This is a genomic window from Fortiea sp. LEGE XX443 (assembly GCF_015206815.1).
Taxonomy (GTDB): Bacteria; Cyanobacteriota; Cyanobacteriia; order Cyanobacteriales; family Nostocaceae; genus Nostoc_B.
The window spans coordinates 1-22,866 of record NZ_JADEXZ010000042.1 but is presented as its reverse complement, the minus strand read 5'-3'; the positions used below and the strand labels follow the sequence as shown (position 1 = coordinate 22,866).

Here is a 22,866-nt window from a genome sequence, read left to right as displayed (position 1 = left end):
ACAAATAAAAAAGAATATGCCTTGTTTTATTTCAATATTAGTCAATTTACTATACCCAATCTTTTATTAATAAATAGCCACATAAATGGTATAACCAATTTGTAATTGGGGGATTTTACTGAAGACTAATGGATGAAACAAGAGATAGATTAATTTGATGATTTTTGGTGATATTGTATTTTTCCCATATCTTGAAATATGGACTTAAGCATATGTAAATACGTTTTATCGAAACATATAAAGTGGAGCTAAACCCCTAGGTTAGAAGTATTTTTGTTCATGAATTTAAAACATTTTCTAAATCTAAATGGAGGTATTAGCCATCAAAACTTCTTCATATTCAATCTTGCAACCTTACCTTGCTTCTGATCTTAGTATTGATGCAGACGCAAAAAGCATTCTCGCTTACCCAATTCCTAGCGAGAGTCCTGCTATCAAAGCCAACAGCTATTATTTTGGGCATCCTGAATGGGCGAAAAACTACTTTGAAGCCTGTCACCGCGATGATATATTCAAGTCTCGCTGGCTGGCGGCTACAGGTAGTTGGGATGACAAAATTGTGGTAGACATCGGTTGTGGCCCTGGCAATCTCTTTGCCACACTGGGGGGAACGCCGAAATTACTAATTGGCGTAGATGTGAGCTACAGAGCGCTGGAAATGGCTCAATCTCTTGGCTATACACCTGTGTTAGCAGATGCCCACAACCTTCCTTTTATTTCTAGTTTTGCTGATATTGTAGTAATTAATGCGACATTGCATCATTGTGAGCAGATGGATGTGGTTTTAGGGCAAGCAGCTCGTTTAGTCCGTCCGGGTGGTATGTTAATCACAGATCACGACCCTCATCTGAGTGCTTGGAATTTCAAGGGGTTAGGTATGTGGTTATGGCGGTCACGTTTAGAATTGTATCGCCTAATCAAACGAGGCGGACACGCCTCAGTAGCGGAGCAAACTTGGGGTTTAGCAAGCGAGGTTCACCATCGACCTGGTGATGGTGTAACATCAGAACTTTTCCACAAAACCCTGGAACCGCTTGGCTTTACTGTTAAAATTTATCCCCATAACCATCAGTTGGGTGCAGAAATTTTTCAGGGTAATTATGGCAAGTCTAACTGGAAGTATCGCTACGCTCAGTTATTGTCAGGGATAAATCCTAATTCATCACAAGCAGCCCTATCACTAATGTGTATTGCCACACGCCATGTTTAAGTGCGAATGATGTTGGCGCTGTTTTTTGTAAGGCGATCGCAATTCCAGCAATAATAAAACAAGCAGCTACAGCAACGCGAAACCCAACATGGATTAGGATGTTGGGTTTTTGTGCTGTACTCAGTTTGTAATTGTTTTTGCCGACTGATTAAACAACAAATCTCGTGATTTTTCAATATCCATTGCCTGATTTTTGAAAGCTTCGGCTTTCTCGTAAGCGCGAATCGTTGCTGGACGAGCTTTAATTGTCTCAAACCAGCGCTGTAAGTTGGGAAAATCTTCTAGTTTCTGACCTTGGCGTTCATAAGGCACAATCCAAGGATAAGCGGCAATATCAGCAATGGAATAATCGCCAGCGACAAATTCTCTATCCGCCAGTTGCTTATTTAGCACTGCATACAAGCGCCCTGTTTCGTTGACATAGCGGTTAATTGCGTAATCAATTTTTTCGGGAGCATAGTTGCTAAAGTGGTGATTCTGCCCCGCCATTGGCCCCAAACCTGCCATTTGCCAAAACAACCACTGAAGCACTTCTACCCGTTTTCTGAGATTTTGAGGGATTAATTTCCCGGTTTTTTCAGCCAAATATAGCAAAATTGCGCCAGATTCAAAAACCGACACTGGCGCACCCCCATCTGCTGGTTCATGATCAACGATCGCCGGGATACGATTATTAGGAGAAACCTTGAGAAAGTCTGGTTGAAATTGCTCCCCAGCGCCAATATTTACAGGCACAATGGTGTACGGTAGTTCCGCTTCTTCCAGAAACATCGTTATTTTATGACCGTTGGGTGTTGTCCAATAGTAAAGCTCAATCATGATTTAATTCCCCTGGGAAAAGTAAAAAAGCTCTAAATTGCATAAGCCTCAAAATCCGCACTCATTGGGCAACAGTCATATTGTTTGGTAAGTCTGTGAACTGTTAAATGCGCTATGTCGCAGCAAAGGTTAAAAAAAAACTGTTCATCGGCATTTTTGGCTCAGTTTCTTGTATGTTTTTGATAAAACTAGCCAAAAATAAAAAAGGTTATGAATTTAAAAGAAATTGCACAAGCTGCTGCTCCGATGTTGGCGCAGTTTGGAGTGCAAATTTTATGGGCCATTGCCCTCTGGATTGTCGCACAGAAGTTGATTGATTTTGCACTCAAGTTAGTCCGACGTGCTTTTCGCACTCAGCATGTCGATCCTACTCTAATTAACTACCTGCTCAATATCATTGGCGTAACATTAAGAATTGTTTTAATTGTTGCAATTCTTGGCTTTTTTGGTATTGAAACTACTTCTTTTGCTGCATTATTAGCCGCAGCAGGTGTGGCAATTGGCGCAGCCTGGGGTGGACTGTTAGCAAACTTTGCCGCTGGCGCATTTTTAATTGTGTTTCGTCCATTTAAAGTGGGTGACTTTATCACAGCCGCAGGTGTCACAGGTACAGTTACAGAAATTGGACTGTTCACCTCTAGTATCAACACCCCAGATAATGTTTTAACAATTGTCGCCAATAATAAGATTTTTTCGGACAATATTCAGAATTTCTCGGCTAATCCTTACCGTCGGGTTGACTTATTGGCACAACTTCATCACGATGTTAATCATAATGATGCGATCGCTCGTTTAAAAGCCAGAATCAGTCAAATCCCTAATGTACTAGATAATCCTGCACCAGATGTCGAAATTATCACTTTTAACTTAGCAGGGCCAGTATTAGCAGTGCGTCCTTACTGTAATAATGATCACTACTGGCAAGTCTATTTCGACACCAATAAAGCTATCCGTGAAACTTTTGGCGAGGCTGGTTATCCCATACCTGAACAACGCTACGCATTTAGTAACCAATTATCAAATGGGACACCGGATGATGCACAATCAATTATTTCATCAGCATCTTTAATGAGTTAAGTTTGCAATAGTCAAGCCAAACTAAATTTGGAAGTTGTTCTCAAAATAAAATATTTATAGAAAAGTAGGTAGAGTAGTTACTTTATCTACTTTTTTATTCGCTTTTTCAAACTAGTTTCAAAGATATTCATAAAATTAAATTAGTCTTAATTAATACTTTTAAAACAATATTTTCGAGAATTTTACCTAGGAAATATATTAATAGTTAGCGGGCAATTTTTTAAGTTAGAGAATCATATAAAAATGCTTACATAGCTTGTTGATACTGGACTTAATACTCCATATTTCTTTTGATACATCTCTGCCAAAAGGCAGAATTTATAAATACTACTTGGGAATGAGGTAGAGTAGTATGCTAAATATTCAAACTATTATGACAACTACAGAAAATCAAAAATTATCTGTACATTTTTTTTGCTTAATTGCTGTTATTTTTGAATGCCTGTATAAAAAATAAAAGTGTATGAATTTAAATGAAATTGGTCAAGTTGCTATTGCACTTCTAACTCAGTTTGGGCTGAAACTTATCGGTGCAATTCTTCTATGGATTGTTGCTCAGAAGTTGATTGATTTTGGATTAAAGCTATTACGGCGATGGTTCCGCAGTCAACAGGTTGAACCGACACTCATTAACTATTTGATTAATATTATTGCCGTAACTTTCAGAATTGTTCTCATAGTAGCAATTCTCGGCTTTTTTGGCATTGAAACGACTTCTTTTGCTGCATTACTCGCAGCAGTTGGTATAGCAATTGGCGCAGCTTGGGGTGGACTGTTAGCAAACTTTGCCGCTGGCGCATTTTTAATTGTGTTTCGTCCATTTAAAGTGGGTGACTTTATCACAGCCGCAGGTGTCACAGGTACAGTTACAGAAATTGGACTGTTCACCTCTAGTATCAACACCCCAGATAATGTGTTGACAATTGTCGCCAACAATAAGATTTTTTCGGATAATATCCAGAATTTCTCGGCGAATGCTTACCGTCGAGTTGACTTACTAGTACAACTTCATCACGATGTTAATCATAATGATGCGATCGCTCGTTTAAAAGCCAGAATCAGCCAAATCCCTAATGTACTAGATAATCCTGCACCAGATGTCGAAATTATCACATTTAATTTGGCAGGGCCAGTATTAGCCGTTCGTCCTTACTGCAATAATGATCACTACTGGCAAGTCTATTTCGACACCAATAAAGCTATCCGTGAAACTTTTGGCGAGGCTGGTTATCCCATACCTGAGCAACGCTACGCATTTAGTAGCTTATCACCAGATGGGTCAAAGCCCGGTGTTTCATCTGCATCTTTGATGAGTTAATCATACTTAATACTTTCACAAACTTGTTAAGCAATAATGCTTAGTAATTCTACTATATTTTACATATAGTCAGTTTCAATTTCCGAAACGAGACTGACAACAGCTGTAGAGAGAGGCTAGGTTAGTGTGTAATCAACTGCCGTACTCTAGCAGCTATGGTAAAAGAATTAGCAATTCGCACCTGTGGACTAACTAAGCAATTTGAACGGTACGTAGCCGTTAATGATGTTGATTTAGAAATCCAAGCGGGTGAAGTATATGGACTGATTGGGCCGAATGGCGCGGGTAAAACGACTCTCATCCGCATGTTGGCGACTGCTGAGGAACCAACTACGGGTGAGATTTATATTAATGGCGATCGCATGGTACGTGACAAGAGTAATCCCACTATCAAGCGTCGTCTTGGCTACTTACCCGATGACTATCCTCTGTATGAAGATTTGACAGTCTGGGATTACCTAGATTATTTTGCTCGTTTATATCGTTTGCGAGAACCTCGCCGCACCCAACGTCTACACGAAGTTTTAGAACTCATCCAACTGGGTAATAAACGCAACAGCCTGATTTCTACACTGTCGCGGGGAATGAAGCAGCGCCTAAGTTTAGCGCGAACTATTATCCACGAACCAATTTTACTATTACTAGATGAACCTGTTTCCGGGCTTGACCCCATAGCCAGAATGCAGTTCCGCGAAATTATTAAAGCGTTGCAAGAAGCTGGGATGACAATCTTGATTTCTTCCCACGTTCTGAGCGACTTAGCAGAACTGTGTACTTCTGTAGGCATTATGGAATTGGGTTTTTTAGTCGAAAGCGCCTCGCTAAAACAACTTTACCAGCGTTTATCTCGGCAACAAATTATGTTGTCAACTTTGGGAAAAATAGACGCAGTTATCAGTGAATTAAAAAATCATCCTTTCGTCGAAGAATGGGAAATTTTACCCGGAAATAACAGCGTCCGAGTGAACTTTTCTGGTGATCAAGAAGCTTGTGCAGAATTACTGCGATCGCTTATTCAATCTGGTATTCTCATTACTGAGTTTCATTGCACTCAAGAAGACCTAGAAACTATTTTTCTCAAGCTAGGTCATAAACAAGCATCATGAAGCATAATCCTTCAAAATTTAAAGAATTTACAATATGTATCTCAATCTCTTAGACAAAATAGGTGACTGGAATCCACAGCTTTTGCGGGAAATTAAAGGTCGTCTGAAAATTTTTAATGTAATATTTGCCTTCACTATATCGCTAATTGGGCAACTAGGACTTTTTCTCTATCAGCTTGGACAATATCCTAGTGATAAATATCCCATGAATGGCGGGTACTGTAATCTGAGTAAAGGCTATCAACAACAACTAAACTCAGTTTATAAACTCATATCGCAAACTCAGACAAAAATCACTTTCTATAACAGTAAGAAAAACTATGATTTAACACAAGTTCAGCATTTCAAAGGGCAATTACAATCTCTGCAAGCACAACAAAAGCAGTTAGATGGTATTTTATATCAGCAATCATGTCCCACACCAGAAATTAACTTTCAAATGTGGTGGCGAGACCACTGGGAATACATATTTCTCACACTCTGTGTAGTTTTTATCTACATGCTTTTAGTAGCAGGTACTTATTTACTAGTCAATAACTTAGCCCAAGAAGAACGACGTGGTACTTTAAATTTTTTACGCCTCAGTCCTCAATCAGAAACCAGCATCTTAACTGGCAAAATGTTAGGAGTACCAATTGTTATTTATCTGATGACTCTGGCTGCGATTCCTTTACATATCTGGTCAGGAATTTCTGCAAAAATTGCCTCAAGTTACATTTTCAGCTTTTATCTAGTTCTAGCTGCTAGTTGCTTCTTTTTCTACAGTGCCACATTATTATTTGGCTTAATAAGTAATCGATTTAGTAGTTTTCAGCCTTGGTTAGCCAGTGGTGCAGTTATCATATTTTTGATGACTACAATGCAATTTGCATTTCATACACCAAGCTTTCATAATACAGCTACTTGGCTCAGGCTATTAAGTCCTTTTGATATGACCAAGTATCTATTTCCAAATTTGTTTCGCAGAAATAATCAATCGGTATTTCAGGAAGTGCAGTTTTTCTATGTACCATTCGGAAAAAGCATTTTCACATTTCTGGGATTAAATTTGTTGAATTATGCCGTTGGTTCATATTGGATTTGGCAAGCGCTAAAACGGCGCTTTCGCAATCCAAATACAACACTGCTAAGTAAAGGTCAAAGTTACTTAGTCGTAATTTGTTCTCAAGTAATTTTTTGGGGTTTTACTCTACAATATACAAAAAATTACTGCCCGTCTTACCCTAGATATGACACTAATACTTGTTATTACGATTTGAATCACCAAATTGGTCAAAACTTTGTTTTTCTTGTAGCATTTAACTTAGTTTTACTCATTGGCTTGTTAGCAACTTTGTCTCCTCACCGACAACAAATACAAGATTGGGCAAGATATCGCCATCAACAAACATCTAGTGATAATACTTTTGTGAAGAAATCTTTATGGGGGGATTTAATTTGGAACGATAAAAGTCCTGTAATTGTAACAATAGGGATTAGTCTGTTGATAATTACTATCCCTGTGTTAGTTTGGATTGTCCTTGCACCAGCTTTAAATATTAACCATAACAACAGTATAGATTGGGTCAACACAATTGGCAGAATGAAAGCCATTTTAGCTGTGGCTCTATTCATCACCATGACAATGATTTACGCCACCATAGCCCAGAGAATCCTATTACTAAAAACTCCTAAGCGGGTGTTGTGGGCGATCGCAACTGTAGGTATAGTGATGTTTGTACCGCCGATAATTTTCGGTGTGCTGAGAATCACACCTGAAACTAATTCTTTCTTGTGGCTATTTTCTACTTTTCCTTGGATGGGGCTGAAAGACTCAGCAACAATTACAGTTTTTCTATCATTTTTAGCTAATTTCACTGTTTTAGGATTGTTAAATTTACATTTAACAAATCAGGTAAAATTAGCCGGAGAATCTGCTACAAAAGCATTGTTAGCAGGACGCTAGATCAGAAATAAAAACTAGGAACTAGAGAATAATAAAATATCTAGTTTCTTTAAACCTATTTTCTAAATAATCATTTGGAGAACGAGGCATGATACAAACTTTAATAACTCGCCTAGGAAATTGGAATCCTCAGTTATTTCGGGAACTCAAAGGGCGACTTAAGCCACGTAACATCTTATTAGCGTCTACGATATCGCTGCTGGGTCAATTTATATTATTCATGTCGTTCCAAGCCCAGTTACCTACGCGTCTGAGTGGATTTCAAAAAATTCCCAACAAATATTGTACAGGTGAAACACCATATAGTTTACCAGAATGCCTAAGTGATGGATTAGGTAAAGTCATTATCAATTGGCAATTGTGGTCGTTTGATATCTTCACTTGGTTGAGTATTATTGCTTGCTTTACATTATTAGTAGCGGGAACCTATTTACTAATTAATGATTTAGCAACGGAAGAACAGCGAGATACACTCAATTTTATTCGCCTTAGTCCTCAGTCACCCCAAAGTATTTTATGGGGAAAAATGCTAGGTGTTCCTGTCTTATTGTATGTTGCAGTATTGGTAGCATTACCTTTAAATTTATGGTCAGGATTGAACGCCAAACTTTCTTTAAGTTCAATTCTGATTTTTTACACTGTGGTTGTTGCTGCCAGTTTTTGCTACTACAGCGCTGCATTACTATTTGGCTTAGTAGGTACTTGGTTGGGTAGTTTTCAAGCTTGGTTAGGTAGTGGCGCATTATTAGGTTATCTCATATTTACTAAGCAAGCGATCGCACCTAATTTCTCTGCTGATTCTCCACTTACTATGCTTGGATTAATTAATCCATATTTTTTAATTCCATCACCTAACTTCAATTTTAAATTCATCGATCGCATTCCACAGTTTACCAACTTCAATTGGTTTATCTTGCCTTTAGGAAAAGATTTTATTACTACTATTGGCTTTGCTTTGGTAGTTTACTTTATAGGTGCGTACTTTATTTGGCAATCTTTACAGCGTTGCTTTCGTGTCTCCAACACCACCATGTTAAGTAAAAAGCAAAGTTATTTACTCACTATTTGCTTTACACTCATCACTTTAGGATGTGCTAACTGGCAAAAATTAGTCTTCAGTTATTCACATGGTTATTATGTAATTCACGAAAATATTGCGTTGTTAATGATTTTAAATTTAGGGCTAATTTTATATTTAATTGCTGCCCTAATTCCAAGTCGCCAAACACTACAAGACTGGGCAAGATATAGACACATTTCTTATAGCAAAAGATTGGAGCAACCTAGCTTACTTAATGATTTAATTTGGGGTGAAAAAAGTCCAGGAATTTTAGCGATCGCAATTAATGCCACAATCGCTATTACCTGTATTAGCTTATTAATTTTACTCTCGCATGTCAGCACAGATGAAAAAGTTAATTCTTTGATGGCACTGGCTTTTGCTGGTAGTTTAGCCATAATTTATGCCGCCTTAACCCAATTAATTTTGTTCACGAAAAACGAGCAGCGGCTATTGTGGGCAACAGGTGTTTTAATTGCAGTTATTGTTTTACCCCCAATTCTCTTAGCTTTATTCTTTTCTAATCCTGACAACAATTCTTTTGTGTGGCTCTTTTCAATTGCTGCACCACTAATTGCTTTATCTCCTCCAGGAGACAACACATTATCATTTGCTCCTTTTCTAGCAATTCTTGGGCATTTTTGTATTCTGACAATATTAGTATCTCAACTGACACGGAAGTTACAAAAAGCAGGAGAGTCTGCTACTAAAGCATTGTTGGCAAAAAATTAACAGATTTGTGTTGCTTACATACTTTAGGATTTAAAATAACCAGAACGAAACAAAAGCGATCGCATAACTAGCCTTTACCAACAGTCAAACATGACGCAAAATCGGCAAATTGCTGTTGAATTCCGCGATGTCACCTTTAGTCGCAACCATCGCCCCTTAGTATCTAACCTAAATTTCTCCATTTATCAGGGAGAAGCTTTAGTATTACTTGGACGCAGTGGTAGCGGCAAAACCACCACAATGAAATTAATCAATCGCCTCTTTACACCGACGAAAGGTGAAGTGGTTTTTGATAGCATTCCCACCACTCAATGGGATGAAATTAAACTGCGGCGCAAGATTGGTTATGTAATTCAAGAAACTGGTTTATTTCCTCATTTCACTGTAGAACGCAATGTCGGTTTAGTCCCCAGTTTAGAAGCTTGGAAACCAAAACAAATCAAAACACGAGTTTATGAATTGTTGCAACTAGTAGGTTTAGATCCCGGACAATTTGCTGGGCGCTATCCCCATGAACTTTCGGGAGGGCAAAGGCAAAGAGTAGGTGTAGCAAGGGCTTTAGCCGCAGATCCGCCAGTTTTGTTGATGGATGAACCATTTGGCGCACTCGATCCGATTACACGTCTGGAATTGCAACAAGAATTTCGACGGTTACAGCAAGAATTAGGCAAGACAGTAGTTTTTGTTACCCACGACATCCAAGAAGCTTTTATTTTGGCATCCAGAATTGGTTTGATGTACGGCGGAGAACTGGTAGTATTGGGTACAAAAGAAGAATTTTTGCAAACCTCCTCCGCAGGAGATTCGCGATCGCAACATCCAGAAAAACTAGTTTTCCTACAATGTCTGCGTTCTCTGCAAGACAATATATGAAAGATTTTTTCCTGATTAAGTACGCCCCGGAAATTTTACAGCACACGCTAGAACATTTATTTTTGGTGGGCATTGCCATTGCCATTGCAACACTTATCGGCATTCCTCTAGGCATTTTAATTACCCGCCAAACTCGTCTGCGCCAACCAATTCTCGGTATTGCGAATGTGCTGCAAACTATTCCTAGTTTAGCATTGTTTGGTTTACTAATTCCTGTACCTGTGATTGGGGGTATTGGTGTTGTTCCGGCAATTGTAGCTTTAACTGTATACTCTTTTCTGCCGATCATTCGCAACACTTACACAGGTATTACGAGTGTAGATCCAGCAATTCGTGAAGCTGGTAAAGGTATGGGCATGACTGATAGACAGTTGCTGTTACAAGTGGAAATTCCCTTAGCAATGGGTATAATTTTAGCTGGGGTAAGAGTTGCTACAGTAATTGCTATTGGAATTGCAACTATTGCCGCAGCTATTGGTGCTGGTGGTTTAGGTGTATTTATTTTTCGGGGAATTGCAGTAGTAAATAATGAGTTAATTTTAGCAGGGGCAGTTCCAGCCGCCATCATTGCATTAATCGCTGATTTGCTAATTGGCTGGTTAGAGAAAAGATTAAAAATTAAAAATTAACAGAGGATGTTTATGAGTGGGAAGTAATGAAAAAATTTTTGCTATTTTTCATTTTAACTTTTGCTTTGGTGCTTGCGATCGCAGCTTGTAATCCCAGTTCTAATAATAGCAATGGCGATATTATCGTTGCTTCTAAAGATTTTACAGAACAAGATATTTTAGGCGAATTATTAGCTCAACAAATCGAAGCGACAACTAATCTTAAAGTTGCCCGTCGTCCTCGTTTAGGCGGTTCTTTTGTTTGTCATAATGCCATTCTGGCTGGCAAAATAGATGCTTATATCGAGTATACAGGCACAGCTTTTACTGGAATTTTAAAACAAAAATCTGTCAATGACCCAAAAGTAGTTTATGAGAAGTTAAAACAAGCATACGCTCAACAATTTAAGCTTGAAGTTATGCCTAGCTTGGGTTTTGAAAATACTTTTGCAATAGTAATACGCGGCGAAGATGCTAAGAAATACAATGTTCAAACCTTGTCTCAGGCTACACAATATACACCTCAATGGCGCGGCGGTTTTGGTTACGAATTTTTAGAACGGGAAGATGGTTTTCCAGGATTAGCGAAAACTTATGATTTGCGTTTCTCTAAATCACCGCAAATTATGGACTTGGGCTTAATATACCGGGCTTTGGTACAAAAGCAGGTAGACATGGTGGCAGGAAATTCTACAGATGGGCAAATTGCTCGTTTGGGTTTAGCCGTGTTAAAGGATGATAAACAGTATTTTCCGCCATACGAAGCTACGCCCATTGTACGACAAGAAATTCTAAACAAATACCCTGAATTAAAGCAGGCGATCGCTCAACTTACTGGTAAAATTTCCGCAGATGAAATGCGGCAGTTAAATTATTTAGTTGAGGGTGAATTACGAGATATTAAAGAAGTTGTAAGTGAGTTTCTTAAATCTAAAGGTTTAGCCTCACGCTAAAGCACAAACCTATTTTATTATTGAGATATAAACTTTATGAAAGCTACTTTACATAAAACTATCGATACAAATATTAAAACTGCAATTATTTGGCTGTGTGTTTCTCATGGAACTGTTTGGGTAAAAGTAACAGATTCGTGGAAAGCGATTAACACTACTGATAGAACTTCAGGTAAAACACGGGGTTTTGTTTTAGTAAGTAAACCAGCCTTTTGATTTGGCATTGCTGAATAAATTTCAGAAAATAAAAATCAAAGTTTTTGCTAAAATCCTTATTTTGTAAGGCTGCTATGCAATAATCGCTATAATTGTATTTTTTTAAGGAAAATTGGGAAAAATAATAGAGAAACAAAATGTAAGTAAGCTTGATTTACTTACAAAGTTTAGTTTTGCCTAAAGATGGCTATATACAAAGCCATTCTTGAATATTAGATTACCTCAAACCAGGGAAAAAGATAATATGATGCAGGAATCAGAACAACCTAATTTAGATTTAAATAGACTAGAAGAAGAAACCAAAATAGAAGTAGAAAAAATAAATAATGAAGAATTAAAAGAATTATTAAACTGTTTTAATACTCTCTACAAAAACCAAGATCCAATTCATCAAGAATATGAATTGTGCCGGATAAGTCAAAAATATAATCTACCAATGGAAAGTGTTAGATTATTATTCACTAATTATTGTAATAAACAAGTTGAAACAGAAGCACTAAGGTCTTGGTTACTATCACCTGTTGTACAGTTTAAACAACGGATTGAGCCATTAGCTCGTCTCATTGCATCTTTAGGTAGTTTATCAGTTTTGATAGGTGTTATCACCTTTGTTTATGAAATTCCTCAACGGCGAGAACAAAAAGCAACAGAGATAGAAAAGGCTAATTATAATGCTTGGGCAATTATTAACGTTAACGAGGGTAAAAAAGCCAGTAGCGGTAGAATTAGCGCATTGCAAAACTTAAATGAACGCAAAGTTGATTTGTCAGGGATTAACGCTAAAAATGCTTATTTATCTCAAATTAATTTGAAGGGAGCAAATTTATTTAACTCTGACTTCTCCTATGCTAACTTAACCAATGCTAATCTAAATCAGGCGCAGCTATCTTATGCCCAATTTTTGGCATCTCAACTTACAAATATTAAGCTGAATAAGGCTATTCTCTCTAGTGCTAATTTATTCGGATCTGATTTAACCAATGCTGATTTAACAGGTGCGAATTTGGGAGGTGCTAATTTAAATGCTGTAAATTTGAGTGGTGCAAAATTACAAGGCACTCAACTACAAAAAGCTATTTACGATCATAGAACTATTTTTCCCTCGAACTTCAATCCCCAAGAGCAAGGTCTGCGTAAGCTGGAGGAAAAAGCTGATTTAAGTGAAATTGATTTACGTGAATTCAACTTGTCTGCATACAATTTAAAAGATAGTAATTTCAATAAAACTACGCTATATAATGTTAATTTTAAAGGTAGTATTCTCACAGGTGCTACTTTTAAAGAAGCTAGGATAAACGGGGCTGATTTTAGAGGTGCTATCGGTTTAACATTGAGTCAAATGAAAGAGGCTATAGGCTGGGAATCTGCTAAGTATGATGCCAGTTTTAGTCAGCAGCTTGGCATAGTAGTAGAATTAAAAGACAATAAATAATTTGAACTTGCTTGGCTGCTCCTAGATACTGCATCAGCTATAATTACCTTTACTCTTGATGATGTTGATTTTTGTTTCTTGCCTAACATACTCATATAAATATGTTAGCAATTGTCTCCATCATCAGAAATAGTCGATGAGAAAAATCAGTAAAGCGAATAAAATTATAATGTTCATAAAACGAAAGAGCCACATCATCTTTGGCATCAACTACTACGGCTATAGTTGCTATTTCGCTTTGCAAACTGCGATAGAGAACATCCATTAATAGCATTTCTCCTAAACCTTTTTGTTGATGGTTTTGGTCAACTGCTAATCGACCTAAAAGAGTTACTGGAACAGTTGGATATTTTGGTAGTTTTTTAGTTATTTCAGGTGGTAATTCTGAAAATTTAATGCTTGTTGCTGATAGGGTATAATACCCAGAGATATTCCCAGAACTTTTTTCAATCAAAACAAAAGGAGCAGCCACACGCCGACGCACGTCTTGTCCGGCTTGCTGTTTAAAATAACGATCTAATGATTCGACATCGCAATCAAAGGCTGTTCTGTCATGTTTTCCTAGGGGTTCTATAAAATAATCGTCATTAGCACCAGGTAACACTGCTCAAATACCCATTCTTTGTTTATAACTTTGAGCCGCAGCTTTTAATTTTGCGCTAGGCTCTGGTGGATTAAACAATGCTTCTATAAAAACTTCTTGATCTCGTTTACTTAGAATCATTATTTCATGTTCTTGAATAATCTGATTTGCTGCGTTGATCAGATTGCTAATCACAAAATCTGTGAGTGTTCTACCTTGAATTTCCGCAGCACGCTGGAATAGTTCTTTTTGCTCTTCTGTAATTCGCGCTTCTAAACGTTGAGTTTTAGAAAGTTTTGAATTTGCTTGGCTGGTTTTAGATATTGCATCAGCCATGATTACCTCTAGTTAATTTTTAATGTACGGCTTTTGTCCTTACATATTCATATTACCTGAGTATTTATGCAAATTTCATTAAATAATTACGTTATCAAGCGATAGGCTAAGACATATTAAACAAATCACTATAAAAATGCGGATCTTTGCTAAACCCAAACGGGTTGTATTTACCATAGTTTCTTTTGGCATTCTTTGTTACAGCCAAGCTGCATCAGCCACTATCACTTTACCGCTACGCAGCAAAAAAGGGATGGTAGTATCTGCTCATCCCCTCGCCAGCGAGGCGGGACTTGCAATGTTACGCCAGGGTGGTAACGCTGTCGATGCAGCAGTAGCTACAACTTTTGGTATATCTGTAGTAGAGCCTTTGTCTGCGGGAATTGGTGGCGGTGGATTTTTACTGCTGCATTCTGAGAAAACTGGCGACATCAAAGCGTTGGATTTTCGGGAACGCGCACCTATCAAAGCCACTAGAAATATGTACTTGGATGCAGAAGGTAAGGTGCGTCCGAATGCAAGTGTGAATGGTTATTTAGCAGTGGCGACACCGGGAACGGTAGCAGGGATGTATGAAGTGCATCGCCGTTATGGTAAGCTGCCGTGGAAAGAAGTACTCAAACCTGCGATCGCTCTAGCTAAAAATGGCTTTGTGATTGGCACTGAATCAAACTGGCGGCTTTTGCAAGTTCTGCAAGCCAGACAAAAAAAAATTCTCTATAATGAGGCTGCACGCGCCATTTTTAGCCGCAACGGCGAATTTTATCAGCCTGGAGAAAAATTAGTCCAACGAGACTTAGCACACACCTTAGAAAGCATTGCCGAGAATCCCCAAAGTTTTTATACTGGAAAAATTGCCCGTGCGATCGCCTCAGATATGGCACAAAATGGTGGTCTAATTACACTAGAAGACCTCAAAGCCTACAAACCTATCTGGCGGACTCCACTGTGTGGTAAATTTCGCAAAGCTAAAGTCTGTTCAATGCCACCACCATCATCGGGTGGTGTTCATCTATTGCAGATGTTGAACATTATTGGTGACATTGATTTGAAATCTTGGGGATGGCATCATCCTCATATTTTACATCTTATGGTGGAGGCAATGAAGATTGCGTACAGCGATCGCTCACAATATTTAGGCGATCCCGATTTTGTTAAAGTTCCTACACAAGCGCTAATTAGCCCAGGTTACGCCAAAAAGCGCCGTCAAGAAATTAATTTAGATGTGGCGAAACCTGCAACAGAAGTCAAACCAGTAGCGCCAGAAATCCTCAAACGTTTTGGCCAAGTTAGTCATCAAATAGTTCCTCTACCCGACAAGTTGTTAAGACTGCAAGCCACTCGCTACGAATCGCCTGAGACAAGCCATCTTAACGTTGTGGATGAACAACGCAATGCTGTCAGCCTGACTTTTACAATTAATCTGGGTTTTGGTGCTGGTGTGGTGACACCAGGAACTGGAATTTTACTCAACAATGAGATGGATGATTTTGCCGCCGCGCCAGGAGTGCCTAACGCCTTTGGCTTGGTTGGTAATGAAGCCAACAGCATCGCACCGCGTAAAACGCCCCTATCCAGTATGACTCCGACAATAATTACAGAAAATAATCACCTCCGCATGGCAGTGGGAAGCCCTGGTGGTAGTACAATCATCACTCAGGTATTGCAAGTGATTCTGAATGTGCTGGAATACAACATGGACGTTGGTGCAGCTGTCTCTGTGCCTCGCATACATCACCAGTGGCTTCCTGATGAGTTGCGTGTGGAACCTTGGAGTTTGGATGCTTTGACGCTGCAAGACTTACGCCGCCGTGGACATAACATCAAAGAACAAAATACTCCTTGGGGTAATGCTAATGCGATCGTAGTCCAAGCAGATGGCAGCTTAGAAGCAGCAGCCGATCCTCGCGGTGAAGGTTCGCCTAGAGGCTGGTAAACAGCTGTGACTTATTCATGCAACACTGTCATTTCTGAAAATTTTTCAAGTACAGTCGTAGTCACATAGATTAGGACGCTGTTGATTGCTTTAAGCTTTAACTTAAATTTGACACTCGCCCGACTTTTTGCTTAAACCTCGCTTTGCTCGTTTAAGCAAAAAGTCGGGGGATTCTCTAAGAAGCACTTAGAAGGGACAGTCAAAAGTCCCCCTACCTGCTTGACATCACTGAACATATAACACTCATGAGTCTTGCAGCTACGTTATTTAATTAATTAATGCTTTCCGGGGTTCTCCACTAAGCCAATGTTGCGGTACACTCAGCTACCTGCCATTACTTACATTCCTGGGATATCGTCACAATGCGATTCCGAAGATGCCGGGAGTTCGCCGTACTAGGGAGCTTCAACGTGCAGGAGTATTACCTTACTTACTCTGTTATTTTACCATTTTTCTGACTGCGATTAAAATCGCATGGGTCACTTTTCCGCCTCGCTTTGAAAAGACGAGGCTACCAAGTTTCCCACTATTTTCGGGTGTTTACACTCAGCACGGGCTTGCGCCTCGCTACGCTAACAGCACTTGCAACTCAGCACTTACACTATTGGTTCTGCACCATAGACTCTGAGTATTGAGTCTGAGTGCCAAACTCATTTGCTCTAGCGCTGGGTACTAATGTCCAGCCTGCCTTCAGAAGTTTTTGATAAGTTGCCCAACCTTTAGAACCACCAGGGATTTGATAGTCTGGAACCGCAAATTGAGGAAAAGCTGTGTAAGGCCGCCAAGGTTGATTAGATGTGGCTTGCAAATACAAAATTTTCTCTCCGTCGTTGCCAGACTTAGATAACCAGCACATTTGTCGATGCATGGTAAACTCCTTAGTGTTTAGCTAAATTTGCATAATCGCAGACTTTTGTCAAGTCCTGCATCACCCTTGTGGGATAATTTTTTATCTCCCCAGTATGTGGCCATTTATCTACAAATTGGTTTAGTAAAATTACTTAAGCCAATTGATAGAGGATCTGGAGAAATTTTTCAGATGCAGTACTCCAAAATCACTCCATCCTCGACTACATACACTTGCAAAAAGTGTCCATAGCTGAGAATTTTGTACTAAAAAGCTTTTTATGACTTAATCTCCTTGACTTTGTGACTGGTAATAACTAAGCATTGCTTACAGGCGAATTAACATAGCCCATCTCAGCAATGCTCCACTGGTTATGAGAGCAATATTTTTCTGATCGTATCCGCGGTTTTTGCTAGTGTATGTAACAAGAGTTACTGTTTTGGGGTATGGTTCAATAACAAATGATTTGTTTTACTAGTTACATCAGTAAATTTTAGTTATCAGTGCTGAGTCAAGATAGCGGCGTAGGCGCATCAACCATCGCTTGAATTTCTTCTACTATTTTGGAATAGTCAGAATCTGACAAAACTGGCGTTGAACCTTGAATCTTAATTGGTTGTGGTAAATCAATCCATGATTTGCAGCCACCGTATTGCGGAAGATAGGGAATTTCTTGCACTTGGGATAGTTTATAAGTCCGCAGTAGGAGGATATACAGTGGTTGATTTGGTTTCCACTTGAGGCGATCGCTAATAAAATACTCATTCCAGATATGAAACGGGAGTAAAGCGTTAACAGTTGACTCCTCATTAATTGGCAAAATATCTGTAATTTCAGCCCAACTGCCGATGCGAATCGTTTCTGGATGCCAACCAGGAGTTACTGAGCATACCAGGTTAGCATATTCAGATTTTAGCAAAAAAGGCTGTTGATGTTCATAAGTTGGGAAAAGTAAAACTTGCTTATGAGCAACTTGGAAACGTCCATTTTTTTCATGGATACCACCTTTGCGGAGCAACATGATTGTTTGGCTGCTTTCCAAGGCATTGATCGCCACAGACCATTCTTTGAGAGCATGTAAAGTCGTAGTCAATTCCATCAGCATCTACTGTAACTCTGATTTAATTTCAAGCTAAGACCGTTAAAGTATGAAACTATCCAGGGAAATGAATTAGGGAAGCATCATGAAAAAACGAAGATTAGGTACATCTACCGTAGAAATCACACCCATAATTATGGGAACTTAGCAAGCTGGTAAAAAAATGTGGGTAGGAATTGAAGACGCTGATTCAATTAAAACTATCCGCGCTGCATTTGAAGCCGGAATCACCACTGTAGACACCGCTGAAGTTTATGGTGAAGGTCACTCTGAGCGCATTGTAGCCGAAGCTCTATCAGATGTGCGCGACCAAGTAGAGTATGCCACAAAAGTTTTTGCCAACCATCTCAAGTATGATCAAGTGATTGAGGCTTGCGATCGCTCTTTAAAAAACCTCAAAACCGATTATATCGACCTTTATCAAATTCATTGGCCTGCCGGAGCTTTTAATAGTGCGATCGTGCCGATTCAGGAAACAATGAATGCTTTAAATTATCTCAAAGATCAGGGAAAAATTAAGGCGATTGGTGTTTCTAACTTTTCTCGCGTTCAATTGGTAGAAGCATCACAATATGGACGTATTGATAGCTTGCAACCCGCTTATTCTCTATTTTGGCGGCAAGTTGAACAAGATGCTATGCCCTATTGTATCGAAAATCAAATTTCCATCGTGGCTTATTCACCCTTAGCTCAAGGATTGTTAACGGAAAAGTTTAGCCGCAGCCAGAAATTTCCGCCAGAAGATAACCGGGCGAAGAATAAACTATTTCAAGGTGAAAACTTTGAACGCGCTCAACAAGCCTTAGATAAATTGCGCCCCATAGCTAAACGCCATAATTGTACCCTGGCTCAGTTAGCCCTGGCTTGGTTAATTGCCCAACCCCAAACAAATGCGATCGCAGGTGCGCGTTATCCTGAACAAGCAAAAGACAACGCTTTAGCAGCTGATGTGAAATTGTCTGCTGATGAAATTGCCGAAATCGATGCTATTGGGAGAATTGTCACCGATCACCTCGATAACAACCCAGTCATGTGGAATTGGTAAAAGACTTGCAAATAAAAAAATTAGCGAAGATTTAAATCCATGAGTTAAACCACATCCGTAGTTTATAACCTTCGGATGAAAGAGGTAAACCTAAATAAACGGGCAACCAAAACACAAAAGCGCCGAAAATGACGATAGAAATAGTAACACCTATAGCCCGGAGTGGATGATAATAGCTGCGAAGACACTGATCGACAAACCAAGCGATCGCTAAAAAGACAAATACCACAGCCGTCATGTAATGGTAAATAAAAACGCACCGTGTCACCTTCATCCAAGGTACTAAGTTAGCGGCGTAATTCACCACTAAATACAGAGCAATCCATGTATCGACACTGAAATTTTTAGGTAAAGTAAAACGCTTTTGTTGCTCCCAAAACATGACCATTGATACAATTAGCATCCCAAATAAAAAGAAAATAGCCGCTATCCCAAACCACCACAAAAAAGGATTGCCCATTGCATGAACATCATAAATAACTTTTCCTGTACCAGATGGTAAAGTAGGGCCAAATACAGGTAATGGAGCGGTAGTATTTTGGGCTGTTTGATAATAATATGCCATTGGTCGCGTTATCAATGGCCATTTATACCAAGCAGCACAGTAGGGGTGAACTTGGGCATTATTACCACCAAGGCGTTCATGAAAAGCCAAAATTTGCTTGTGTACTTCTATAAATTCATACTTTGTATCTAACTGTAAATGGGGAATCCAAGTCAGGCTATAAACAATAATTGGGAGAATTCCTAAAAACAATGAAACTTGCCAAACATGCAATTGTGTTAATTTTTGTAATGGCGATAACCATTGTGAATTTGATTTTTCATAGCTAATAGATGAATTAGATAAATTATCAATTCCATCAATTTTTTTGACTAATATTTGCCATATCCAAGCAATTATCCACAGGAAATAGATCCCTGCAAGAAAAAATAAACCATTCCACTTGGTAGCAATGGATGCACCAAAAGCAATACCAGCAATTGCTAAAAATAATTTGCGCTTTTTTCTCTGATTATTTAATGCTAAAAGAAATAACCACTGCCCCAATAAACCAAATAAAACTATATATATATTGATTAAAGCATAGCGAGACTCGACGATAAATATACCATCAACAGCGGTAAATAAACCAGCCAGTAAAGCAAAACTGCGACGATAACTTAACTGATAAGCAATTCCAGCAATTAGTAAAGGAATAAATGAACCTAAGAACGCATTCATCCACCGATAGTCCCAAGGCGATCGCAGTGAACCTGTGAGTCCATTCACGTTATTATGCCAAAATGGCACATGGCTACCCAACCAAATACCGATTGCAATAATATATTTACCTAATGGTGGATGACCATCAAAAAATGGGACATGGGTGAGATAGTTATTCCCAAATTTAGCGTAGTAAACTTCATCAAAGACTAAGGTGTTAAATCTATCTAGTCCCCAAAATCTCAAAGCAAGTGAAAACAGAAATATACTCACCAACCCAATGTGGAACCAAGTTTTAGTCATTACTCAACCGTCATCAGTCATTAATCTTTAGTTATTTTCCCCTTTGTCTTGCTTTTTAACAAAAATTTTTAGGGTGAGCATTGCCCACCCTACCACTACTATTATGCGATCGCAAATTCTGAATCTATCCTCAGTTCAAAGTCTCAACACCATCTGATTTTTGGTAAGTCATGATCAGAAAAATCCTTAAATCATGTGTTCAGCAGCAATTCGGCGGTGCGATTATAAGTAATCAATTAGCCAAGATATGCTGCATGTTTTGACATAAAACTGTAATTTCAAGCGTTACTTGGAATACGTTCAATCTCCGCATATCCACTAAAAATTAATTTTTGCCCTTCAGTTTCTAAACGGTTGAGCCGCATTTTGACTCCATCGAGGTCAAATCGATCTAAATCGACCATATTATCTAAAATATTTGCTAGTGCCACGCCGAGGGTTTGAGAAATTTCCTTTTGGGCTGCTGGTACTTGCTCAAGATTTATTTGTGGGTTTTTAAAAGAAATCTGCCTCCGCCTTTCCACAGCTATGGTGACTGTCATGTTGATAGGAACTAGTTCGCCATTATCTAAATCTGCCTTTGCCGCAATCCGCAGGCGATTTTCTGGCAGCAGTTGTACCTGAACTTCAGGAAAAGAAACTGGCTTACCACCAGATAATTGTGTCAAGGTAGGTACATCAAGATTTACAAGCCGCTTCTTCACCAGTTCTGCCTTGAAGGCTTGGTTAATGCCTGCTTCGGATAATACAACTTGAGCGATCGCTTGGGTAGTTTGCTTGAGGTTCAATTTCCCACTCAACACCGCACCAAAATCAATTGCCACCGCATCCGTTTCAAAAGACATCTCCTCTACCGCAAAGTCTCTACGGATGACTAAGCCACGACCACTCATTTTGAAACTATCAATGCTGCCTTGCAACAACTTGCTGGAGGGATAGCAGCGTACAAAGACTTCTACTGACTCGCTTTGCGTAAACAAATGGCGAATCGTTTGGCTGGCGACTGTGTTGAGCATCCGCTCACCCCAGTCGGTGCCTTTAGGATCTTGTAAACCAGTTAGTCCGCCGAACATTTGGTTATGGGTCTCTAGAAGTTCTTTGTACTTTTGTAACAAAATATAAAGAATACAGCAAGCGATCCCCTGATTAATTGTGCTGATAGACTGATCTGAGATAGCTGATGTTTCTGTGAATAGTGTGTCCGATTTTACAGCTTATCAAATACAATTCAGGAGCCATAATTTCAGTATTTTAATCTGACAAGCTTGTGTCTCGTAAACGCTCAATTATTGAGACGATTAACGACCAACTCAAGAACATTTCTCAGATTGAACATTCCAGACACCGATAGCGAAGCGGTAGCCGGTACCCCGGCGTCAGCCCCGTTAATTTTTGCGTTAACGTTCTTTGCGGATTAATCGCTTATTGTCATCAACCTAAGAAACCTAGCCTTCAACTAGAGTGGCTTTTACCTCCTTATCTTTAACCCGAACTCAGGTTGATTAGGTAAAAAGTAAGAAACGCTATTTTATTTAAAGGAAAATTATTGTGCTGTAAGCATCTTTTTTAGTGGGAGTTGTGCGGTCGTGGCTTAAGGGCATTTTTAATTGCAAGTGGGGTCACTACAGCTACATCTAGCTAAAGAATCTAGGAGAGAGTAGACACTACGTATTCATAGGGGTAGAGGAAAAAATGGCTGTAATGCCTATTATTACGTGGTTTTTAAGAAGTGCCATGTGAATTTAATTTGGAAATCACATTCAAATGCCAGTTGATAAACCTCTGCATTGTTCCATCTTGAATAGCTTTTGGGGAATCCACAGGCAATTTTAAGTTTTTAGAAACTTGTTTAGCTAACTCACTGTGAGACCAAGGATAGAGCTGATACTGAAAAATCAATGCAAATCCACCATTGTTTATTAATTTATCAATCCATGATTTCGGCATCATACGTACAGCGAAAACAGGTATAGGAATCATATTTGATTTCTGAAAAAGTGTACGAGATAATACGGAGGAATATATCTGTCTAAGAACAAACAATGATAGATCAGCATCTACAACCTGCGATGCCTGCGGCGGGCGTAGCCATCGCAGAACTACAAGAATTTATAGATAGTCGCCCAGATGCCCGTGAGGTGAGAAAAGCTCTCTTCTGTAA

General features: G+C 39.0%; 20 protein-coding genes and 2 pseudogenes. 14 read left to right on the top strand and 8 right to left on the bottom strand.

The features are described from left to right. The first annotated feature begins 307 nt into the window (after positions 1-307). Positions 308-1,210, top strand: a complete 903-nt coding sequence (locus tag IQ259_RS16225; RefSeq protein ID WP_193886566.1) for a class I SAM-dependent methyltransferase — start codon at positions 308-310, stop codon at positions 1,208-1,210. A 120-nt stretch (positions 1,211-1,330) separates the two neighbouring features. On the opposite strand, the gene IQ259_RS16220 is transcribed toward IQ259_RS16225, so the two are convergent. Further along, entirely contained in the window at positions 1,331-2,029 is a 699-nt protein-coding gene (locus IQ259_RS16220; RefSeq protein ID WP_193886563.1) for a glutathione binding-like protein, read from the bottom strand. A 210-nt stretch (positions 2,030-2,239) separates the two neighbouring features. Here IQ259_RS16220 and IQ259_RS16215 point away from each other — a divergent pair, with 210 nt between their 5' ends. The 10 genes from IQ259_RS16215 to IQ259_RS16170 all read left to right on the top strand — a co-directional run bounded on the left by IQ259_RS16215 (position 2,240) and on the right by IQ259_RS16170 (position 13,349). Beyond that, on the top strand, positions 2,240-3,106 hold the full coding sequence (locus IQ259_RS16215) for a mechanosensitive ion channel family protein (RefSeq protein ID WP_193886562.1): 867 nt from the start codon (positions 2,240-2,242) through the stop codon (positions 3,104-3,106). Positions 3,107-3,569: 463 nt separating this feature from the next. Beyond that, on the top strand, positions 3,570-4,424 hold the full coding sequence (locus IQ259_RS16210; protein WP_193886560.1) for a mechanosensitive ion channel family protein: 855 nt from the start codon (positions 3,570-3,572) through the stop codon (positions 4,422-4,424). Between the two features lie 155 nt (positions 4,425-4,579). Next, positions 4,580-5,530, top strand: coding sequence for an ABC transporter ATP-binding protein (locus IQ259_RS16205; RefSeq protein WP_193886558.1), 951 nt, complete (start codon positions 4,580-4,582; stop codon positions 5,528-5,530). 34 nt (positions 5,531-5,564) lie between these two features. Next, the gene (locus tag IQ259_RS16200) at positions 5,565-7,475 is read left to right on the top strand and encodes an ABC transporter permease subunit (RefSeq protein WP_193886556.1); all 1,911 of its coding nucleotides are present in this window, start codon (positions 5,565-5,567) and stop codon (positions 7,473-7,475) included. An 88-nt stretch (positions 7,476-7,563) separates the two neighbouring features. Continuing rightward, a complete protein-coding gene (locus tag IQ259_RS16195; protein ID WP_193886554.1) occupies positions 7,564-9,267 on the top strand; it encodes a hypothetical protein in 1,704 nt (567 codons plus the stop codon). A 90-nt stretch (positions 9,268-9,357) separates the two neighbouring features. Further along, complete coding sequence (locus tag IQ259_RS16190) at positions 9,358-10,140, top strand: ATP-binding cassette domain-containing protein (protein ID WP_193886552.1); 783 nt, start codon at positions 9,358-9,360, stop codon at positions 10,138-10,140. Next, positions 10,137-10,769, top strand: coding sequence for an ABC transporter permease (locus IQ259_RS16185; protein ID WP_193886550.1), 633 nt, complete (start codon positions 10,137-10,139; stop codon positions 10,767-10,769). The genes IQ259_RS16190 and IQ259_RS16185 overlap by 4 nt, the downstream gene beginning before the upstream one ends. A gap of 26 nt (positions 10,770-10,795) precedes the next feature. Further along, positions 10,796-11,701: a glycine betaine ABC transporter substrate-binding protein gene (locus IQ259_RS16180; protein ID WP_193886548.1), complete on the top strand. Its 906-nt coding sequence runs from the start codon at positions 10,796-10,798 to the stop codon at positions 11,699-11,701. A gap of 36 nt (positions 11,702-11,737) precedes the next feature. Then, the gene (locus IQ259_RS27775; protein WP_370568041.1) at positions 11,738-11,917 is read left to right on the top strand and encodes a hypothetical protein; all 180 of its coding nucleotides are present in this window, start codon (positions 11,738-11,740) and stop codon (positions 11,915-11,917) included. Between the two features lie 244 nt (positions 11,918-12,161). After that, a complete protein-coding gene (locus IQ259_RS16170; RefSeq protein WP_193886546.1) occupies positions 12,162-13,349 on the top strand; it encodes a pentapeptide repeat-containing protein in 1,188 nt (395 codons plus the stop codon). Positions 13,350-13,440: 91 nt separating this feature from the next. On the opposite strand, the gene IQ259_RS16165 is transcribed toward IQ259_RS16170, so the two are convergent. Further along, a complete protein-coding gene (locus tag IQ259_RS16165) occupies positions 13,441-13,953 on the bottom strand; it encodes a GNAT family N-acetyltransferase (RefSeq protein ID WP_193886544.1) in 513 nt (170 codons plus the stop codon). Between the two features lie 3 nt (positions 13,954-13,956). Continuing rightward, the gene (locus IQ259_RS16160) at positions 13,957-14,268 is read right to left on the bottom strand and encodes a DUF1778 domain-containing protein (RefSeq protein ID WP_193886542.1); all 312 of its coding nucleotides are present in this window, start codon (positions 14,266-14,268) and stop codon (positions 13,957-13,959) included. Between the two features lie 136 nt (positions 14,269-14,404). On the opposite strand from IQ259_RS16160, the gene ggt reads away from it, so the two are divergent. Continuing rightward, complete coding sequence (gene ggt, locus IQ259_RS16155; RefSeq protein WP_193886540.1) at positions 14,405-16,204, top strand: gamma-glutamyltransferase; 1,800 nt, start codon at positions 14,405-14,407, stop codon at positions 16,202-16,204. Between the two features lie 601 nt (positions 16,205-16,805). Here the strand turns inward: ggt and IQ259_RS16150 are convergent. Together IQ259_RS16150 and IQ259_RS16145 are read right to left on the bottom strand one after the other, a co-directional pair. Next, positions 16,806-17,072 (bottom strand): hypothetical protein, encoded by a 267-nt coding sequence (locus IQ259_RS16150; RefSeq protein WP_193886538.1) that lies wholly within the window; start codon positions 17,070-17,072, stop codon positions 16,806-16,808. Positions 17,073-17,562: 490 nt separating this feature from the next. Then, on the bottom strand, positions 17,563-18,156 hold the full coding sequence (locus tag IQ259_RS16145; RefSeq protein ID WP_193886536.1) for a DUF1802 family protein: 594 nt from the start codon (positions 18,154-18,156) through the stop codon (positions 17,563-17,565). Positions 18,157-18,235: 79 nt separating this feature from the next. Here IQ259_RS16145 and IQ259_RS16140 point away from each other — a divergent pair. Continuing rightward, positions 18,236-19,195: pseudogene (locus IQ259_RS16140) on the top strand (aldo/keto reductase). 31 nt (positions 19,196-19,226) lie between these two features. On the opposite strand, the gene IQ259_RS16135 reads toward IQ259_RS16140, so the two are convergent. Both IQ259_RS16135 and IQ259_RS16130 read right to left on the bottom strand, forming a co-directional pair. Then, a complete protein-coding gene (locus IQ259_RS16135; protein WP_193886534.1) occupies positions 19,227-20,705 on the bottom strand; it encodes a dolichyl-phosphate-mannose--protein mannosyltransferase in 1,479 nt (492 codons plus the stop codon). A gap of 278 nt (positions 20,706-20,983) precedes the next feature. Continuing rightward, positions 20,984-21,778 carry a DUF2993 domain-containing protein gene (locus tag IQ259_RS16130; RefSeq protein WP_193886524.1) on the bottom strand — a complete coding sequence of 265 codons (795 nt, stop codon included), beginning with the start codon at positions 21,776-21,778 and terminating at the stop codon, positions 20,984-20,986. 185 nt (positions 21,779-21,963) lie between these two features. Here IQ259_RS16130 and IQ259_RS16125 point away from each other — a divergent pair. Next, positions 21,964-22,191: pseudogene (locus tag IQ259_RS16125) on the top strand (transposase); the annotation flags it as partial. A gap of 236 nt (positions 22,192-22,427) precedes the next feature. Here the strand turns inward: IQ259_RS16125 and IQ259_RS16120 are convergent. Beyond that, positions 22,428-22,685, bottom strand: coding sequence for a hypothetical protein (locus IQ259_RS16120; protein WP_193886522.1), 258 nt, complete (start codon positions 22,683-22,685; stop codon positions 22,428-22,430). Positions 22,686-22,866: the final 181 nt, after the last annotated feature.

Coding starts and splice junctions, on each gene's coding strand:
- IQ259_RS16225 (WP_193886566.1), top strand. CDS start 308: ATGGAGGTATTAGCCATCAAAACTTCTTCATATTCAATCTTGCAACCT.
- IQ259_RS16220 (WP_193886563.1), bottom strand. CDS start 2,029: ATGATTGAGCTTTACTATTGGACAACACCCAACGGTCATAAAATAACG.
- IQ259_RS16215 (WP_193886562.1), top strand. CDS start 2,240: ATGAATTTAAAAGAAATTGCACAAGCTGCTGCTCCGATGTTGGCGCAG.
- IQ259_RS16210 (WP_193886560.1), top strand. CDS start 3,570: ATGAATTTAAATGAAATTGGTCAAGTTGCTATTGCACTTCTAACTCAG.
- IQ259_RS16205 (WP_193886558.1), top strand. CDS start 4,580: ATGGTAAAAGAATTAGCAATTCGCACCTGTGGACTAACTAAGCAATTT.
- IQ259_RS16200 (WP_193886556.1), top strand. CDS start 5,565: ATGTATCTCAATCTCTTAGACAAAATAGGTGACTGGAATCCACAGCTT.
- IQ259_RS16195 (WP_193886554.1), top strand. CDS start 7,564: ATGATACAAACTTTAATAACTCGCCTAGGAAATTGGAATCCTCAGTTA.
- IQ259_RS16190 (WP_193886552.1), top strand. CDS start 9,358: ATGACGCAAAATCGGCAAATTGCTGTTGAATTCCGCGATGTCACCTTT.
- IQ259_RS16185 (WP_193886550.1), top strand. CDS start 10,137: ATGAAAGATTTTTTCCTGATTAAGTACGCCCCGGAAATTTTACAGCAC.
- IQ259_RS16180 (WP_193886548.1), top strand. CDS start 10,796: ATGAAAAAATTTTTGCTATTTTTCATTTTAACTTTTGCTTTGGTGCTT.
- IQ259_RS27775 (WP_370568041.1), top strand. CDS start 11,738: ATGAAAGCTACTTTACATAAAACTATCGATACAAATATTAAAACTGCA.
- IQ259_RS16170 (WP_193886546.1), top strand. CDS start 12,162: ATGATGCAGGAATCAGAACAACCTAATTTAGATTTAAATAGACTAGAA.
- IQ259_RS16160 (WP_193886542.1), bottom strand. CDS start 14,268: ATGGCTGATGCAATATCTAAAACCAGCCAAGCAAATTCAAAACTTTCT.
- ggt (WP_193886540.1), top strand. CDS start 14,405: ATGCGGATCTTTGCTAAACCCAAACGGGTTGTATTTACCATAGTTTCT.
- IQ259_RS16150 (WP_193886538.1), bottom strand. CDS start 17,072: ATGCATCGACAAATGTGCTGGTTATCTAAGTCTGGCAACGACGGAGAG.
- IQ259_RS16145 (WP_193886536.1), bottom strand. CDS start 18,156: ATGCTGATGGAATTGACTACGACTTTACATGCTCTCAAAGAATGGTCT.
- IQ259_RS16135 (WP_193886534.1), bottom strand. CDS start 20,705: ATGACTAAAACTTGGTTCCACATTGGGTTGGTGAGTATATTTCTGTTT.
- IQ259_RS16130 (WP_193886524.1), bottom strand. CDS start 21,778: ATGTTCGGCGGACTAACTGGTTTACAAGATCCTAAAGGCACCGACTGG.
- IQ259_RS16120 (WP_193886522.1), bottom strand. CDS start 22,685: ATGATTCCTATACCTGTTTTCGCTGTACGTATGATGCCGAAATCATGG.